This is a genomic window from Arsenicibacter rosenii (assembly GCF_001870735.1).
Classification (GTDB): domain Bacteria; phylum Bacteroidota; class Bacteroidia; order Cytophagales; family Spirosomataceae; genus Arsenicibacter; species Arsenicibacter rosenii.
The window spans coordinates 53,523-72,376 of the sequence record NZ_MORL01000011.1 but is presented as its reverse complement, the minus strand read 5'-3'; the positions used below and the strand labels follow the sequence as shown (position 1 = coordinate 72,376).

12 protein-coding genes are annotated in these 18,854 nt (G+C 53.7%); 11 read left to right on the top strand and 1 reads right to left on the bottom strand.

Going from position 1 to position 18,854, the window contains the following annotated elements:
* Window position 1 precedes the first annotated feature (1 nt).
* From BLX24_RS18960 to pelA, 3 genes are all read left to right on the top strand, one after another.
* Complete coding sequence (locus BLX24_RS18960) at window positions 2–1,918, top strand: glycoside hydrolase family 88 protein (protein WP_071504767.1); 1,917 nt, start codon at window positions 2–4, stop codon at window positions 1,916–1,918.
* A gap of 111 nt (window positions 1,919–2,029) precedes the next feature.
* Complete coding sequence (locus BLX24_RS18955; protein WP_071504766.1) at window positions 2,030–3,103, top strand: pectinesterase family protein; 1,074 nt, start codon at window positions 2,030–2,032, stop codon at window positions 3,101–3,103.
* Between the two features lie 85 nt (window positions 3,104–3,188).
* Window positions 3,189–4,217 carry a pectate lyase gene (gene pelA / locus BLX24_RS18950; protein ID WP_229201848.1) on the top strand — a complete coding sequence of 343 codons (1,029 nt, stop codon included), beginning with the start codon at window positions 3,189–3,191 and terminating at the stop codon, window positions 4,215–4,217.
* Window positions 4,218–4,339: 122 nt separating this feature from the next.
* Here the strand turns inward: pelA and BLX24_RS18945 are convergent, their stop codons facing one another.
* Window positions 4,340–5,359, bottom strand: coding sequence for a LacI family DNA-binding transcriptional regulator (locus BLX24_RS18945; protein ID WP_071504764.1), 1,020 nt, complete (start codon window positions 5,357–5,359; stop codon window positions 4,340–4,342).
* Between the two features lie 253 nt (window positions 5,360–5,612).
* Between BLX24_RS18945 and BLX24_RS18935 the strand changes: the two genes are divergently transcribed.
* The 8 genes from BLX24_RS18935 (at window position 5,613) to BLX24_RS18900 (ending at window position 18,776) form a co-directional block, all read left to right on the top strand.
* The gene (locus BLX24_RS18935) at window positions 5,613–7,142 is read left to right on the top strand and encodes a tagaturonate reductase (RefSeq protein ID WP_071504762.1); all 1,530 of its coding nucleotides are present in this window, start codon (window positions 5,613–5,615) and stop codon (window positions 7,140–7,142) included.
* A 29-nt stretch (window positions 7,143–7,171) separates the two neighbouring features.
* Window positions 7,172–8,827, top strand: coding sequence for a UxaA family hydrolase (locus BLX24_RS18930; RefSeq protein WP_071504761.1), 1,656 nt, complete (start codon window positions 7,172–7,174; stop codon window positions 8,825–8,827).
* A 122-nt stretch (window positions 8,828–8,949) separates the two neighbouring features.
* On the top strand, window positions 8,950–10,416 hold the full coding sequence (gene uxaC / locus BLX24_RS18925; RefSeq protein WP_071504760.1) for a glucuronate isomerase: 1,467 nt from the start codon (window positions 8,950–8,952) through the stop codon (window positions 10,414–10,416).
* Window positions 10,355–11,365 carry a sugar kinase gene (locus BLX24_RS18920; protein WP_071504759.1) on the top strand — a complete coding sequence of 337 codons (1,011 nt, stop codon included), beginning with the start codon at window positions 10,355–10,357 and terminating at the stop codon, window positions 11,363–11,365. Before uxaC ends, BLX24_RS18920 begins: the two co-directional genes overlap by 62 nt.
* 51 nt (window positions 11,366–11,416) lie before the next feature.
* Complete coding sequence (locus BLX24_RS18915) at window positions 11,417–12,076, top strand: beta/alpha barrel domain-containing protein (RefSeq protein WP_071504758.1); 660 nt, start codon at window positions 11,417–11,419, stop codon at window positions 12,074–12,076.
* 5 nt (window positions 12,077–12,081) lie between these two features.
* Window positions 12,082–13,401, top strand: coding sequence for an MFS transporter (locus BLX24_RS18910; RefSeq protein WP_071504757.1), 1,320 nt, complete (start codon window positions 12,082–12,084; stop codon window positions 13,399–13,401).
* Between the two features lie 388 nt (window positions 13,402–13,789).
* Complete coding sequence (locus BLX24_RS18905) at window positions 13,790–16,981, top strand: SusC/RagA family TonB-linked outer membrane protein (protein ID WP_071504756.1); 3,192 nt, start codon at window positions 13,790–13,792, stop codon at window positions 16,979–16,981.
* Between the two features lie 7 nt (window positions 16,982–16,988).
* Window positions 16,989–18,776, top strand: coding sequence for a RagB/SusD family nutrient uptake outer membrane protein (locus tag BLX24_RS18900; RefSeq protein WP_071504755.1), 1,788 nt, complete (start codon window positions 16,989–16,991; stop codon window positions 18,774–18,776).
* Window positions 18,777–18,854: the final 78 nt, after the last annotated feature.

Genomic DNA, 18,854 nt, shown 5'->3' with positions numbered 1-18,854 from the left:
CATGAAAAAGAACCACCTATTGATCGGCTTATTGCTGGCCGGTCAGGCTGCCGTAGCACAGCCGACGCTTCCGTGGTCGCAGCGGATGACGGCAACGATGATGACGGTTAATAAAGACTCGGTTGCCTACGCAAAGGAGGGACAGCGGGTACACTGGAACTATGAAATGGGGTTGCTGCTGAAAGCCATCGAACAGGTGTGGTACCGCACCGGCGATGCCCGCTATTTCAATTACATCAATAAGGTCATGGATCAGTTGGTGACGGCCGACGGAAACATTAAAACCTACAAGCTTGAAGATTATAACATTGATAACGTAACGCCGGGCCGCGCCCTGCTGACCCTGTATCAACAATCGTTGCCGAACAAGGAAAAGTATAAAAAGGCCGCTGATCTGCTGATGAAGCAGCTGTCGGAGCAGCCACGGACGAAGGAGGGTGGTTTCTGGCACAAGAAGCGGTATCCGAATCAGATGTGGCTCGATGGCCTGTACATGGGTGAACCGTTCTATGCCGAGTACAGCCTTGTATTTAACCAGCCGAAGAACTTTGATGATATCATCAATCAGTTTGTCTGGATGGAAAAAAATGCCCGCGATGAAAAAACGGGACTTTTGTACCATGGCTGGGACGAAAGCCGCGAGCAGAAATGGGCAAACCCGAAAACCGGTAAATCGCCTAACTTCTGGAGCCGCGCCATTGGCTGGTACGGGCTGGCACTGGTCGATGTGCTGGACTATCTGCCGCAGGATCACCCGCGTCGTGGTGAGCTGATTGCGATCCTGAACCGGCTGGCACCGGCCATTGTGAAGTATCAGGATCCGAAAGAAGGCGTTTGGTATCAGGTAACCGACCGCGTAGGCGACAAAGGCAATTACCTTGAAGCATCGGGGTCGTGTATGTTCGTGTATACCCTGGCGAAGGGTGTCCGTAAAGGCTACCTCCCTGCCTCAATGATGCAGTATGCCGATAAAGGCTATCAGGGCATCCTGAAAAACTTTATTTCGACGGATGATAAGGGGCTGATTCACCTCGAAAAAACGGTGCTGGTTAGTGGACTGGGTGGTAACCCGTATCGCGATGGCAGCTACGAATACTACCTGAGCGAGAAAATCCGGCAGGACGACCTGAAAGGCGTCGGGCCGTTTATCATGGCCGCGCTCGAAATGGAAACGGCGAAGGACCTGGCGGTTGGTAAAGGCAAAACCGTTGGCATCGACAACTACTTTAATCACGAGTTCCGCAAAGGGGTCAACGGCGATCAGGAACCGTTCCACTATACGCTCGATGACCGGCAGCACTCCGGTTTCTACTGGCTGGGCAATGTGTTCCGCGACTATGGCGCCAAAACAAAAATGATTCCGGCGGCCCCGACGGCGGCTTCGCTGAAAGGTACGGACGTGTACATCATCGTAGATCCGGATACCCCGAAAGAAACGGCGAAACCAAACTATGTGTCGGATGCCGACGTGAAAGCCATTTCGGACTGGGTGAAAGCTGGTGGTACGCTGGTGCTGATGGCCAACGATACGTCGAACTGCGAGCACAAGCATTTCAACCAGCTGGCGGGCGCTTTTGGCATGCAGTTCCTGCCGAAAAACCGGAACATGGTAAAAGGCGATCAGTATGAGCAAGGTAAAATCATGATTCCGGCGAATCACGAAATTTTTGCCAATACGAAAGAAGTATACATCAAGGAGCTGTCGCCGCTGAGCGTCAAGGCACCGGCACGGTCGGCGCTGACCGACCAGGGCGATGTGATCATCGGGGTGGCCAAAGTGGGCAAAGGCACTGTTTTTGCTGTCGGCGATCCGTGGCTCTATAACGAGTACACCGACGGCCGCAAGATCCCGGCCGAATACGAAAATTTCCAGGCGGCCAAAGATCTGGCCAAATGGTTACTGACAATCAAAAAATAAGCCGTTCAGCATCAAGGCCGCACCGTACACGGCCAATCCCTACACCGACTCAATGGAGGCAAGTTGAGGAAAGTGGGTGGTGTGTACGTTGTGGCCTGTTTTGAGTCCTCTATGCGTAATCTGACCGTATTTTTTCTGCTGGTCACCGGAATGCTATTATCCGGCTGGTCGGTGCAGAAAGCGAAACCAATCATTGTGGCGCAGGATGGCACGGGCGATTTCCGGACCATTCAGGCGGCTATTGAGAGCCTGCCGCCGGCCGACCCGGCAAAGGAAGAGCCGCGCGTCATTCTGATCAAAAACGGTATGTACCGTGAGAAGTTATACATCGGCACCCAGCATTTTCTGACTTTACGGGGGGAGAGTGAACAAGGCGTGCGGATCCTGACCAGCCAGGCGCGCGACATGTGGCGCTGCGAACATCCGGACGACTATGGTACCGCGGCCATCAACGTGCGGGCCCATGACCTGGTATTCGAAAGGCTGACCGTCATTAACGATTACGGGTTTAAGGCCAAAGGAGATACAACGATTCATTGCGCCAATGAGTCGGGCAGTAACGTGCCTAAGCCGGGCGGGGTAGGTCTGCCGCGCGAGGAAAATGAGAAAGCCGGTACAAAGATTGTCCGGAAAGACGGGCACCAGATGGCGTTCCGGTCGATGCCGGGGGCTACGCGGCTGGTGTTCAGAAACTGTACGTTCCGGGCGTTGGGCGGTGATACCGTCAGCCCGTGGGATGTCGAGGCGGGCATGTTTTATTTCAAAGACTGTACCATGGAGGGCGGCGTCGACTTTTACTGCCCGCGCGGCTGGAGCTATGCCGAGAACTGCCACTTTGTGTGCCATAACATGAATGCTGCCATCTGGCATGACGGCAGCGGCAACCCCTCTCAGAAAACCGTGCTGAAAAACTGCACGTTTGAAGGCGATACCGGCTTTAAACTGGGCCGCTACCACCGCGAAGCACAGTTTTACCTGATTGGGTGCCGGTTTCCGGAGAACATGGCCGATGCCGATATCTATTGGGTCACCAACGCCCCCGCGCCGGTGCAGTGGGGCCGTCGGGTGTATTACTATGATTGCCACCGGAAGGGTGGTGATTTTGCCTGGCACAAAGACAACCTGCCCGTCAAGCCCGCCGACATTACCGTTGCCTGGACATTCGACGGCAAATGGAAACCGTAGAGAATTCATAAACCACATAGGGTACAGAAGAGATAAAAAAATCTTTGTTTTTCTATGTGGCTATGTGGTAAAGAAACACAATACAATGATCGCATTATTGTTGTTAGCCGGAGCATTGAGCATGCCCGCACAGAGTAGCGGCATGGTGGCCGAACAGGATTCGGTAGGGGAGCGGATGCTGCTGTACCAGCGTAACAACGGCGGCTGGCCACAGCCCGGCGGCGATCCGATTAAATACCAGCTGAGCCTGACGCCGATACAGAAGAAAAAGCTCCTCTCGGAAAAAGATAGGCTGGATACAACCATTGACGATGACGCTACCACGCGCGAAATCCGCGGGCTGGTAGAAGCGTATCAGAAAACGAAAAACGACGCCTATAAAACGGCGGCTGAGCGCGGTATCCGGTACCTGCTGACCGCTCAGAACGCGCAGGGGGGCTGGGGGCAGTTTTACCCCGATTCGAGCGGGTATCACAAGCACATTACGTACAACGACAATGCCATGCTGAATGTACTGAACGTGATGAAATACACCGCCGAAGGGGCCAAAGGATTTGACGTACTCGATCCGGCACTAAGGGCGCCAGCCAGGCAAGCGGTCGACAAAGGCATCGGCTGTATTCTGAAAACGCAGTATGTCCAGAACGGCAAACTGACTGTCTGGTGTGCGCAGCACGACCGGAATACGCTGTTACCAGCTAAGGCGCGGGCGTTTGAACTGCCGTCGCTGAGCGGTGCCGAAAGTGTGGGGCTGGTCCGGTTCCTGATGCAGATTCCGAACCCATCGCCGGCAATCAAACAGTCGATCCGGGCGGCCGTGGCGTGGTTTGAGGCCGTGAAGCTGCCTGGAATCAATACAAAAGGCATTGTGGATGCCAGCCAGCCGAAAGGACGCGACCGGATTGTGGTCGATGATCCGTCGTCGACGTTATGGGCGCGGTTCTATGATCTGGAAACCAATAAGCCTTTTTTTGTTGGCCGGGATAGTATCAAGCGCAATGCGCTGGCCGATATTGAAAATGAGCGGCGGGTCGGGTATGGCTATTACGGCGACTGGCCGGCTAAACTTCTTCGTGTCGATTACCCGAAATGGGAAGAAAAATGGGGCAAATAGGAATTACGAATTACGAATTACGAATTACGAATTACGAATTACGAATTACGAAGTAAGCTTATGAGCTAATACGGTAATGACCCGTCCGGTAGCAGGTTCGTTCAGCCCTTGCTACCGGAGATTCAGCTAATCAATTCCGTTGATTCGCGGATGATCAGCTGTGTCGGGAGCTTAACGGTTTTGAATTCAACGCCTTTCTGCTTTCGTTCGATGAGTTCAATCAGGCATTCTGCCGCCGTTTGGCCGATTTCCTGCGCAGGCTGCACAACCGTACTAAGGGCAGGAGACAGCATGTCGGCCACATTCAGGTTGGTAAAGCCGATAAGCGAAGCCTGATCCGGAACGGAAATATGCCGCTGCCGGAGTACAGAAAGACAGCCCAGGGCCAGCCGGTCGCCGGCGGCAAAATACGCGTCGGGCGGATTGGGTAACGTCAGCAGGTCCTCAACCACCGGCTGCACTTCTTCACGACTAAAACCACCATACCGTACCAGTTCTTCATCGAACGGGACGCCGTATTGCGCCAGTGCGGCTTTATAGCCGGCCAGCCGTTCCTGGGTGATCGACATCCAGGGTTGGGTGGTGATGTGGGCAATGCGCCGGCGGCCGGTGTTGATCAGATGTTCGGTGGCCACAAACGCCCCCGAAAAGTTGTCGGCCACGACGCGGGTCGTCTCAATTTCGTCGGAAATGCGGTCGAACATCACAATCGGGACGCCCCGCTGCTGGATATTACGCAGATGACTGACATCGGAAGTCTGACTGGACAGCGAAATCAGCAGCCCGTCGACTTTCCGGGCCATTGACTGTTCAACGTTGGTGACCTCACGTTCGAAGGATTCGTGGCTCTGGAAAATAATAACGTGATAGCCACGGTTGTAGGCAATGGCCTCGATGCCGTTGATGGCCTGTGAAAAAAAGTAATTGGCAATCTGAGGGACAATTACCCCGATGGCCCGGCTACGGTTTTCGCGCAGGCTGAGGGCAATCGGATTCGGACGGTAGTTCAGGCGTTCGGCATACTCCATCACCAGCCGCTTGGTCTCCGGATTAATCTCATAACTGCCCCGCAACGCCCGTGAAACCGTTGAGGTCGACAGGTTAAGTGCCCGGGCAATATCTTTTATCGTGACGTTATCCAAAGGACAATACAGTTAAAGTACAATCTGAGGGCTACATGAAGCCTTCCTGTGTATAGAGAGTAAAAACAGCCGAAATATACCCGAAAAGTTGAACATGTTTATTCAGTGATTTTTTGGCAACGTTCCCGACAACGTTTGCACAAATAAAAAAAAACAAAGCTTTCCGGATGTCGGCCGGCTTATGTAAGCTTAACGTACCGACGAATGCCAAAACGTATTGACTAATAAAAATTCCTTAAAAAATTACAAAACTGTGGAACAGCTATCTCTCCCATACCTGAAGCTGCATGCCGACGGTGATACCAGTTTTCCGGCCAGTGAGCAGCTGGCTCGTTTACCCGAACGAGTGCTGCAGTTTGGAACAGGAGTGCTGTTGCGCGGCCTGCCCGATTACCTGATTGACAAAGCCAACCGGCAAGGTATCTTCAACGGCCGGATCGTCGTGGTGAAGTCGACGGATGGGGGCGGAGAATTAGCCGCCTTTAACCGGCAGGATAACCTCTATACCGTTTGTATACGCGGGCTGGAAGAAGGAGAAACCATTGAGCAAAATGTCATTTGCTCGGCAATCAGCCGTGTCTTGTCGGCAAAAGAGCAGTGGCAGGACATTCTTCAGGTGGCCACAAGTCCTGATCTGCAGATTGTGATTTCCAATACAACAGAGGTCGGTATTCAGCTGCAACAGGACGACATCCGGCAGGCACCGCCGAAGTCGTATCCCGGTAAACTGCTGGCCGTGCTGTATGCCCGTTTTAAGGCATTCAACGGCGATAAAGACAGGGGGCTGGTCATTGTGCCGACGGAGCTGATTCCTGATAACGGTACCAAACTGGAAGCCATCCTGCTGGAACTGGCCCACCGCAATGCCCTCGAAGCCGAATTCATCGACTGGCTCGAATCGGCCAACCACTGCTGTAACTCGCTGGTTGACCGCATTGTGCCGGGCCGCCCCGATATGGCCACACGCCATGCACTGGTAGAACAACTGGGCTATGACGATGAACTGCTGACCATTTCGGAGGTCTACCGCCTGTGGGCCATCGAAGGCGATGAGCATGTACAGGCTATTCTCTCGTTTTCTCAGGCCGACGAAGGGGTCATTATCCGGCCCGACATCAGTCTGTACCGCGAACTGAAGCTACGGCTCCTGAACGGTACACATACCTTTAGCTGCGGCCTTGGCGTACTGTGCGGTTTTGAAACCGTACGCGAAGCCCTCGATAACGAGCTGATGGCCAGTTATGTCCAGAATCTGATGTTGGGCGAAATGGTGCCGGGCATTCCGATGGCGCTCGACGAAAAGATGGCGCAGCGATTTGGTATGCAGGTGATTGACCGTTTCCGTAACCCGTACATTGAGCACCGCTGGCTGTCGATCACGATGCAGTATTCGGCCAAAATGCAGATGCGCAACGTGCCGACCCTGCTGCACTTCTACCGGCAGGTAGGCGGCGTGCCGGGCTATATGGCCCTTGGCTTTGCGGCCTATATCCTGTTCATGCGGGCTATCCGCGAAAATGAGTCGGGCTGGTGGGGGATTGCCAACGGCGTGCCTTACCTGATTCAGGACGAAAAAGCGTCGTATTTCGCCGATTTATGGTCAAGCTATGCCCCGAAACAACTCGTAACGATTGTGCTGGCGAGCAAATCCCTGTGGGGTTTTGACCTGACCCAGTTGCCTGGCTTCGCCAACAGTGTCTATGGCTATCTCAACGAGATGCTGAATGGGGGCGTTTATGAAACCGTCGCCCAGTTCCTGAACAAAAAAGAAACCGTAAGCTAAGGGCTGACCACCGGCCCCTTTTTATACCCATGAAACAACGAGTTATTAAAATTCATCCGGACGACAACGTGCTGGTTGCGTTGACCAATCTGGAACCGGGCGAAACCGTTCAGTGTGAAGGTATTGACTACCTGGTCACCGAACCGGTTGAGGCCAAACACAAAATGACTACCCACGATCTTTACACCGGCGATCCGGTGTATATGTACGGGGTGCTGGTCGGCAAAGCCAAACAACCCATCCAGGCTGGCGGCGTTGTGACGACGTTTAATCTCAAACACGCTACCGACGCCTATTCGCCCGAAAATCATCAGGCACCGTCGTGGACCGCTCCTGATGTCACGCCGTGGGCAAACCGGACGTTTATGGGCTACCACCGCGCCGACGGGAAAGTAGGGACGGCCAATTACTGGCTGGTTATTCCGTTGGTATTCTGCGAAAACCGGAATATTGAGGTTCTTGAAGAAGCACTGGTGCAGGACCTGGGCTATGCGCGTCAGCGTACCTACCGCAACCAGACACAGGAGCTTATTTCGCTGGTATCGGCCGGCAAGACGGTCGATGATATTTTGCAGGCCGACCTGCAGACCGCCCTGGCCGATCACCGTCGGCCGCGTTTGTTTCCGAACATCGACGGCGTGAAATTTCTGTCGCACGAAGGCGGTTGCGGCGGCACCCGTCAGGATGCGCAGGCGTTGTGCGGGTTGCTGGCGGGGTATATTACCCATCCGAACGTAGCGGGAGCAACGGTGCTGAGTCTGGGTTGCCAGAACGCGCAGGTAGCCATGTTGCAGGAAGAAATTCAGCAACGTGACCCGCACTTCGGAAAGCCCCTGTTTGTGCTTGAACAGCAGAAAGTAGGCACCGAAGAGTCGCTGATCAGCCAGGCACTGCGGCAGACCTTTGCGGGGCTGATGCAGGCCAACGCCAATGTCCGGAAGCCGGCTCCGCTGAGTAAGCTGTGTATCGGTCTGGAGTGCGGCGGGTCTGATGGCTTCTCCGGTATTTCGGCCAACCCGATGATCGGCTATACCTCCGACCTGCTGGTAGGGCTGGGTGCCCGCGTTATTCTGTCTGAGTTTCCGGAGTTGTGCGGCGTAGAGCAGGAGCTGTGCGAGCGTTGTGTCGACAGCGAGACGGCGGGCCGCTTCTCAACCCTGATGTCGACCTATGCCGACCGGGCGCAGGCTGTCGGGTCGGGCTTTGACATGAACCCCTCGCCGGGCAACATCCGCGACGGACTCATTACCGACGCCATTAAGTCGGCGGGCGCGGCCAAAAAAGGCGGGTCGTCGCCGGTCGTGGCGGTACTCGACTATCCGGAGCCTTGTGTTAAACCAGGGTTAAATTTGCTCTGTACGCCCGGAAATGACGTAGAATCGACGACGGCAGAAGTAGGATCAGGGGCAAATGTTGTTTTATTTACAACCGGCCTGGGCACGCCGACCGGGAACCCGATTGCGCCGGTGGTTAAAATTTCGACCAACACGGCCCTCGCCCGCCGGATGCCCGACATCATTGATTTCAACGCCGGTTCGATCATTGAAGGGGACGAAACCCTGAAGGAAGCCGGAGAGCGCATGCTCGACTACATCATCGGTGTGGCCAGCGGCGAGATCGAAGTCAGTGCCGTCCGTCACGGACAAGATGATTTTATCCCCTGGAAACGGGGCGTTTCACTTTAATAATTTGTGAATGGGTGATTGTGTGAATGAGCGATTGCTACTCAGTTCTGAAACAGGCAAAGACTCCATTTACCGCAGTGGCGGACACGCAATCACCCATTCGCTCAATCACTCATTACATAATGAAGAAACCCTTTCTAAACGAAGACTTTTTGTTGCAGACCGAGACGGCGCGGGAGCTTTATCATGATTACGCGAAGCAGATGCCGATCATTGATTATCACTGCCACCTGCCGCCGGATCAGATTGCCGCCGATAAACAGTTTGAAAACCTGACCCAGATCTGGCTCTACGGCGACCACTACAAGTGGCGGGCCATGCGGACCAATGGCATCCACGAAAGCTATTGTACCGGCGATCAGTCAGACTTTGCGAAGTTTGAAAAATGGGCGGAGACTGTGCCTTATACCATGCGGAACCCGTTGTACCACTGGACACACCTCGAATTGCAGCGCTATTTCGGGGTAACGGAGGTCCTGAACGGCAACAGCGCCCGGCGCATTTACGACGAGTGCAGCGCGAAACTACAGACACCGGATTACTCTGTGCGGAGCCTGTTACGTAAAATGAACGTGGAAACGGTATGTACAACCGACGACCCGATTGACTCCCTGGAATACCACCGCCAGATTGCGGCGTCAGACCTGGAGGTTAGTGTGCGGCCAACGTTCCGCCCCGACAAGGCCATGGCGGTTGAGGATGCGGCTACATTCAATGCCTACGTTGACAAGCTGTCAGCAGCAGCGGGTATCGATATTACCTCGTTCGAAGACTTTATGGCCGCCCTGCGTAACCGGCACGACTTCTTTGCCGCAATGGGTTGCCAGCTGTCTGACCACGGGCTGGAGCAGATCTATGCTGAAGATTTTACCGAGCTTGAAATCAAGGCTATTTTCCGGAAAATCCGTAGCGGGCAGGGACTGAGCTACGCCGAAATTCTGGCGTTTAAATCGGCCATGCTGATTTATCTGGCCGAAATGGACTGGGAAAAGGGCTGGACGCAACAGTTCCACCTCGGAGCGCTCCGCAACAACAACTCCCGCATGCTGCGTTTGCTGGGTCCGGATACGGGCTGGGACAGCATCGGCGACTTCTCGCAGGGCCGTGCGCTGGCGAAGTTCCTGAACCGACTGGACGAAAACGATAAGCTGGCAAAAACCATTCTGTATAACCTGAACCCTGCCGATAACGACCTCATGGCAACCATGATCGGCAATTTTAACGACGGTTCAGTGGCCGGGAAAGTGCAATTTGGCTCAGGCTGGTGGTTTTTAGACCAAAAAGAGGGTATGGAAAAGCAAATGAATGCTTTATCTAACATGGGACTACTGAGCCGCTTTGTTGGTATGCTGACCGACTCACGCAGTTTCCTGTCGTACCCGCGTCACGAGTATTTCCGTCGTATCCTCTGCAATCTGTTTGGAAATGATGTCGAAAACGGCGAGCTTCCAGACGACATCAACTGGATTGGTCAGGTAGTGCAGAATATTTGTTACGGAAACGCCAAAGCTTATTTTGATTTCAAGAATGACAAAAGTAGTAACGTTCGGCGAGGTGATGATGCGCTTGTCGCCTCCGCTGAATTATAAATTAATACAAACCAACCACCTGGACATCATCTATGGCGGAGGAGAGGCCAATGTATCGGCTTCACTGGCGCAGATGGGTGTTCCGGCCGAACACGTAACTTGTTTCCCGGCCAACGATCTTGGCAAAGCGGCGGCGCAGTTTTTTCAGCAATACGGGGTCAGCATGGCCAATACCGTTTTCCGCGGCAACCGGCTTGGGCTGTACTTCCTGGAAGCAGGCGCTTCGGTCCGGGCGAGTAAAATCGTGTATGACCGCGCTGATTCTGCCTTTGCCAATCTGGATCCTGCCGGCTTTGACTGGGAAAAAATCCTGACCGGAGCCGACTGGTTTCACTGGACGGGTATTACACCCGCCATTTCGGACACTGCCGCCAGAGCCTGTGCCGACGCCATCGCAACGGCACGACGTTTGGGTGTGAAGGTTAGCGCCGATGTTAACTACCGCCGTAATCTGTGGCAGTATGGCAAAAAAGCACAGGACGTGATGCCGGCCCTGGTTGAAGGCTGCGACGTGGTGGTCTGTGCCGAAAATGATGCCGACGACCTTTTCGCAATTACCCCCGATCCGGCCGCCGACCACTCGTTTGTGTCGATGTCAGAGCAACTGATGGCACGTTTCCCGGCGATTAAGCAGGTCATTACCACGCGCCGCGACACGCTGAGTGCGTCGCATAACCAGCTGCGCGGGCTGTTGTATGACGGCGAATCATTTGTGGAAACGCCAACCTACGATATCGTGCCGATTGTCGACCGTATTGGCGGGGGGGATGCCTTTATGGCCGGTTTCATCTATGGCTCCCTGACTTATCCGTCGGCCAGCGAAGCGCTGCTGTGCGGAGTAGCCGCCTCGGTAATCAAGCACTCCATCCATGGCGACTTTAACCTGGCGTCTGTGGCTGAAGTGGAAGAAGTCATGCGCGGGAATACATCCGGTCGTCTGTTACGGTAAGGAATAAACGTTGTTGCGGACAGCAACAAAAAAAGAAAACTATACGCTTGAATGAGTAGCCAACCGACAAGTAGTTTATTGCAGAAATGCCAGCAGGCACCCATCGTTCCGGTGTTTTATCACCCCGATGCGGTTTACACAAAAGGTATCCTGAAAGCCTGCTATGATGGCGGTTTACAGGTATTTGAATACACGAACCGGGGCGCAGGGGCACTGGAGGTATTCCGGGAACTGGCCGCCTACGTCAGCGAAAGCTGTCCGGGCATGCTGTTAGGAGCCGGAACCATTCTGACCGCCGATGATGCCAACGCGTTTATCGATGCAGGGGCGTCCTTTATCGTTCAGCCGGTAATCACACCGGCCGTGGCAGAAGCGTGTCAGCAACGTAATATCCCATGGCTTCCGGGAGCGGCTACATTAAATGAAATTCATCAGGCTACCTTATTAGGGGCTGAGGTGGTTAAAGTATTTCCGGGCAACGTGGTTGGCCCCGGCTTTATCAAAGCCGTTAAAGGCCCGATGCCACACCTGCGCCTGATGGTGACGGGTGGTGTGGAGCCAACCGCCGACAGCCTTAACGCCTGGTTCAAAGCCGGCGTTACCTGCGTAGGTATCGGCTCACAGTTGTTTGCCGGCGATAACCTCCCGGCCGCCGTACTGACAGACCGGATCGCCCAGCTCCTGACCATTCTCAAACCTTATATTTCTTAACCCGTATGAACAAAGTAGGCAGGTATCGCTGGATGATCTGTGGTCTTGTGTTTTTTGCGACCACTGTCAATTACCTTGACCGGCAGGTGATCAGTTTATTAAAATCGACGCTGTCGTCTGAATTAGGCTGGAACGATGGCGATTATGCAAACATTGAGATTGCCTTTAAACTGTTCTACGCGTTCGGGATGTTGGGTGCAGGCCGGCTGATTGATAAACTGGGGACAAAACTAGGGTATGCCCTGGCAACGACCCTGTGGAGTATTGCTGCCCTGGCCCATGCCTTCGTCAGTTCGGTGTTTGGTTTTGCGGTAGTGCGGTCGGCCCTCGGGATTACCGAAGCCGGTAACTTCCCGTCGGCTATTAAAACCGTGGCCGAATGGTTTCCTAAGAAGGAGCGGGCGCTGGCAACGGGGATTTTTAACTCCGGAACGAACTTCGGCGCCATTGTAGCGCCCCTGTCGGTGCCGTTTATTGCCAGCAGCATTGGCTGGCAATGGGCGTTTATCATTACCGGTCTCCTTGGTTTTGTATGGCTTGCGTTCTGGCTTTATTTCTACGAGATACCGTCAAAAAGTGCCAAGCTGAGCAAAGAAGAGTTCGATTATATTCACTCGGACAAAGACGAAATGCCGCTTGTGGATGGCGAGCCGGACGTTGCTGCGGTATCGTGGAGCAAGCTGCTGGGCTACAAACAAACCTGGGCATTTGCAATGGGTAAGTTACTGACCGACCCGATCTGGTGGTTCTACCTGTTCTGGCTGCCGGATTTCCTGCAAAGTCAGTACGGTCTGACCGCGACTCAGTTTGCGGTACCGGTAGCGGTGGTGTATACGCTGTCGACCATTGGTAGTGTCTGGGGCGGATGGCTGCCGATGTACTTTATCAAAAAGGGCTGGCCGGTATTCCGGGCACGAAAAACGTCGATGCTGATCTTTGCTTTCCTGGTGATTCCGATCATTACGGCGCAGGTAATGGGTAGCATTAACATGTGGCTGGCGGTGCTGGTGATCGGTATTGCGGCGGCGGCCCACCAGGCATGGAGTGCTAATATCTTCACAACGGTGTCGGATATGTTCCCGAAAAAGGCTACGGCTTCCGTTACCGGAATTGGCGGTATGTTCGGTGCACTGGGTGGCATCCTGTTGTCAATGCTGGTGCAGAAAAACATGTTCGTTTATTACCGCTCAATCAACCAGATCGAAACGGCTTACTATATTATGTTCGTTGTGTGCGGCGGCGCGTATCTGCTGGCCTGGGTGATCATGCACTTCCTGGTACCGCGCTATAAGAAAATAGACTTATCGTCGGCGGGTAACCCTTAAAACATACGTGTTGAGGTAAGTTAATGACCGGTAATATATTTGAGTGGAGGCACGACTTAGCGTCGTGCCTCCACTTTTTTTTGTCCTTTTATCACCTGTAGATTAATGATTCATTAAGAAACGATATATAGGAAAAGTCTAATTATTTAAAGACGGAAAACAGAAAACAGGCATAGGGCATAAAGCTGTTCTTGCTTAGCAATACTATATTTTCTTATCATAATTATACGAAATGTTAGCGTCCGGCAACGTTCCCGATAACGATTGCATAGAAAAAGTCCCTCAAAACATTGTGCAGCCCGATTTCCCTCTTTAGGTTCGAAGTAAGAGTAAGTTTCACTTTCCTTAAAAGGTATCCTGATAAATCTTGGGTAAATTCAATTAATCTATGATTAAAAAACTACTGATGACCGTTGTCATGCTGCTGGTGATTACTGCGGGTTTTGCGCAGCAAACACGGCAGATCGCAGGCCGGGTCAAAGATGGAAGCACAGGCGGTTATCTGCCTGGCGTGAGTGTGATCGTAAAAGGTACGACGGCCGGCACCACCACCGATGCCGACGGGAAATTTACCCTGCGTGTACCTGACCGAAACGACCTGACGTTGACGTTCAGCTTTATTGGCTACACATCGCAGCAGGTGGCCGTTGGCCGGCAGACCAGTGTGGAGGTAACCCTGGAAAGTGACCAGAAAACCCTCGACGAAGTCGTTGTGGTAGGGTACGCTACCGTAAACCGCCGTGATGTAACCGGTTCGGTTTCGTCGGTAAACGCAAAGCAACTGAAAGATATTCCGCTGACGGATGCGGCTCAGGCCCTGACCGGCCGCCTGGCCGGTGTACGGGTTACGACTTCGGAAGGAGCACCCGGCGCCGATATCCAGATCCGGATTCGCGGGGGCGGATCGATTACGCAGGATAACTCACCGATCTATGTCGTAGACGGGATTCAGGTAGAAAACGCCCTGTCGTTTATTTCACCTCAGGATATTGAAACCATTGATGTACTGAAAGATGCCTCTACAACGGCCATCTACGGGGCGCGCGGGGCCAACGGGGTAGTCATCATCACGACTAAATCCGGTAAAAACGGCAAAACAACCGTGAGCTACAACGGCTCGGCCGGTTTCCGCGAGATCTCGAAAACGCTGGATGTGATGAACCCGTACGACTTCGTGCGCTGGCAGTATGAACGCAGCCGCGGCGATGCTACGGCCGAAACCAGCTTTGCCAGGCTATATGGTACCTGGGATGCCATCGATCAATACAAGACCACAACACCGATTAACTGGCAGGAGGAAATTTTCGGCCGCAAAGCTCAGTATCAGAACCACAACGTAAACGTGAACGGCGGAAACGCGAACACAAACTACAACCTCAGTTTAACGGCCAATAAGGAAGACGGCGTGTTGCTGGAGTCTGGTTTTGAACGGTACCTGGCTACGTTTAAAATGGACCACAAAGCCAATGACAAGCTGCGTCTGGGCTTCAACGTCCGTTATCTGAACCAAACTATCCGCGGGGCCGGAACAACCAACTCGGGCACAAAAAGCACCAACCGGCTGCGTCACTCGATTCAGTACCGTCCGTTGCTGACAGCGGCTCAGCCCGATGTCGACGACTTTGACGAAGACCTGTACATCTCGTCGGGGAACCTCGTGAACCCAATCCTGATGACGCAGGCTGAATACCGCCGCGCCTATACTAAAGCGCTGAACATGAGCGGATATGCCAGCTATAACATCACGAAGAACCTGACGTTTAAAACAACCGTCGGGCTCGATAATAACGATCAGCAGATCAATGCGTTCTGGAGCAAAATTACCTCAACGGCCCGTAACTATGCGTCGTTGCCGGTCGCGTCGATCAACCAGATCGGAACAGTGACGATCAATAACTCGAACGTACTGCAGTATTCGCAGAAATTCGGTAAGAAACACGACTTTACGGCCCTTGTCGGTCAGGAGATCTACGACAACAGCTCGAAAAGTACCGGTATCGAGACCCGTTATTTCCCGGCCGATATCTCGGCCGATCAGGCACTGGCCAATATGGGGCTTGGGTCACCGCCGAGCGGTGCCGCTCAGCCACGACCCACGTCGAACATTGTACCGCCAAACCGGCTGTTCTCGCTGTTTGGCCGTGTGACCTACGGCTACGACGACAAATACCTGGCAACGGTGTCGCTGCGTTCCGACCGTTCGTCGAAATTCAACTATGCGAATGGGGCGCTGGTGTTCCCGTCGGGAACGCTGGCGTGGCGCTTCTCCAAAGAAGAGTTCTTCAAGAAGCAGACCGTGCTCAGCGATGGTAAAATCCGCTTTGGCTACGGGGTGGCCGGTAACAACCGGATTGGCGACCTGCTGTATCAGCAACTCTATGGCGTAACGGGTGAATACGCGCTGAACCACGCCGTATTGCCGGGTTACGCACCGATTGCCCTGGCAAACCCTGACCTGAAATGGGAGTCGAACGTATCGCAGAACCTCGGCATTGACCTGTCATTCCTGAATAACCGGTTCCAGGTGTCGCTGGATGCCTATAAGAATCAGGGCCGTAACCTGTTGTTAGCCGTGGCGATTCCGCCAACGTCGGGCTACTCGTCACAAATCAAGAACCTGGGTTCGACGATGAACAAAGGGCTGGAGCTGCAAATGACCGCTTACGTCGTACAACGCAAAAACGTAAGCTGGACGTCGAACTTCAACATCTCAGCCAACCGCAATAAGGTCACCAGCCTCGGCACGGTATCTCAGCTGACCCGTAACTCCGGCTGGCAGGGGTCGGATGGCGCCGACGATTATCTGGTAAAAGTCGGTGAATCCGTTGGTCTGATGTATGGCTTCGTAACGGATGGCTTCTATACGGTAGACGATTTTACTTACAATGAGACAACGAAAGCCTACACGATCAAGCCGGGAATCGCCTACAACTCGGTGTATGGGGTACCACAGCCGGGTATGCTGAAATGGAAGGATATTGACGGCGACGGCCAGATTACGGCCGATAAAGACCGGACGGTCATCGGAAATGCCAACCCTAAATTCATCGGTGGCTGGAACAACCAGGTGACGTACAAAAACTTTGATTTCAGTGTGTTTGTAAACTGGGTGGTCGGCAACGACATTTACAACGCCAACAAAATCGAATTTACCGACGGCGCGTTCCCGAACCTGAACATGCTGTCGATGATGAAAAACCGCTGGACCAACCTCAACGATGCGGGTCAGATCGTAACGGATCCGGCGGAGCTGAAGGCACTGAATGCCAATGCTACCATCTGGACACCGGTGCGGGTACAACGCTACTGGCTGCACTCATGGGCGGTTGAAGACGGGTCGTTCCTGCGGTTGAACAACATCACACTGGGCTATACCCTGCCGGCAACTATTTCGAAAAAAGTGGGGATGTCACGCTTCCGGGCCTATGCTACGGTAAACAACCTGGCGACCCTGACCAAGTACTCGGGGTTCGATCCTGAGGTAAGTACACGTCGTTCGGATCCGCTGACACAAGGCGTTGATTACGCGGGTTATCCGCGTGCGAAAACATGGGTATTTGGTGTAAACGTGACTTTTTAATCAGACAATGAATTCGATCATAAAACGAGTGTCAAGTGTAGGCATCGCGCTGACTGTTACCCTGTTGTCGGTAGTGGGTTGTCGGGATTACCTGGAGGTGCAGCCTCAATCACAAATCAGTATTTCGGATGCCTTTTCGAACGTAGCCAACGCCACGAACGCGGTCATCGGGGTGTATGATGAGCTGATGGGCGATAACGGCTACGGTATCCGGATCAACATGTATTACCCCTATGACTCCGACGAAATAATTGTGTCGGGGAACATTGATAACGGTCGCCGGGGGATTGGCCGTTACCAGCTTTTGCTGACCAATACCGAAATCCGTAACCCGTTCCTGCAGTTATATCGCGGGGTGGAAAAGGCGAACCTCTGTATTGAACAGATTCCGCTGATGCCGCAGTACAGCAACGGGACCGATGCCGAGAAAAAAGAACTGCGCCGCCTGCACGGCGAGGTACTGACGCTGCGGGCGCAGTTCCTGTTCGAACTGATCCGGAACTGGGGCGATGTACCGGCACCGATGCAACCGGCCTATAAGCAGACCGATTTGTTTATTGCACAAGCTGACCGCGATGTCACATACGCAAAGCTGATCGAAGACCTGCGCCTCGCGACAGATCTGGTGCCGTGGCGTACCGAAGCCGGCACCCGGAACGAGCGGGTTACCAAAGGGGCCGTGAAGGCGCTTCGTGCTAAACTGGCCTTGTTCCGGGGCGGCTATGCCCTGCGCAGCAGCGGTAAAATGGAGCGCAACGCCGACTATCTGACCTATTACAAAATCGCCCGCGACGAGTGTGCCGATCTGCTGGCGAAACGGGGCGAACACACGCTGAACCCCAGCTTCGAAGATATCTGGCGTAAGCTGACCTCGTTCCAGTACGATCCGAATGGTGAGATTATTTTCGAAGCCGGTGCGGGCGGGTCTAACTCCACCTCCGATAGCCGGATGGGGAACTACAACGGTCCGTCGGTGAACGCGTCGTCGCGTTACGGAGTCGGTGGCGGTGGGTTGCTGGTACTGCCAAACTACTTCTATGCGTTTGACTCGACCGATACCCGCCGTGATGTGACAGTAACCATGTATGCCGTCGGCGCAACAAATATCAAAACACCGCGCCGTCTGGGAGAACTGACCGATGGTAAATTCCGGAAAGACTGGCGGAACCCGCTGTTGCCGGGCACGGCCCTGAACGTAGGCTATAACTGGCCGTTTATCCGCTTCGCTGATGTATTGCTGATGTTTGCCGAGGCCGAAAACGAACTGAACGGCGCTCCGACAGCCGCAGCGATCTCAGCGTTCGAAGAAGTCCGTAAGCGGGCTTATGCCGGTAATACGGCCCGGATCGGTACTACCCCGACTACGAAAGCTGCGTTCTTTGATGCCATCGTAAACGAGCGGTATCTGGAATTTGGCAGCGAAGGGATCCGGAAATTTGACCTGATCCGCTGGAACCTGCTGGCTCAGAAAATTCAGGAAACCCGCGATAAGATTCAGGCCATCCGCGACTCAAAAGCACCTTACAACATACCTCGCTATCTGTTCTGGCGCAACAACGGCGAAGAAATTCAGTGGCTGAACTCGTTCTATAAAACGACTGCCCTGACAACAGCGCCAACCGGCTGGAACCGGCTTGACTGGACCCAGCACCTGACCGGTAACCTGATCGATGGTCTGCCGCTGCATCAGGGTATTGCCCGCTTCTTCGTGACGGGCAAGAGTGAGCTGTTCCCGTATGATCAGGCAACGGTAGATGCCTATCAGGGTAAGCTGAAGCAAAATCCCGGCTATTAAGTCAATTACGCGATAATTCTGGTTGTTTGATTACAGCAAAAGTCCTCATTTTGGGGACTTTTGCGTTTTATGAAAAAT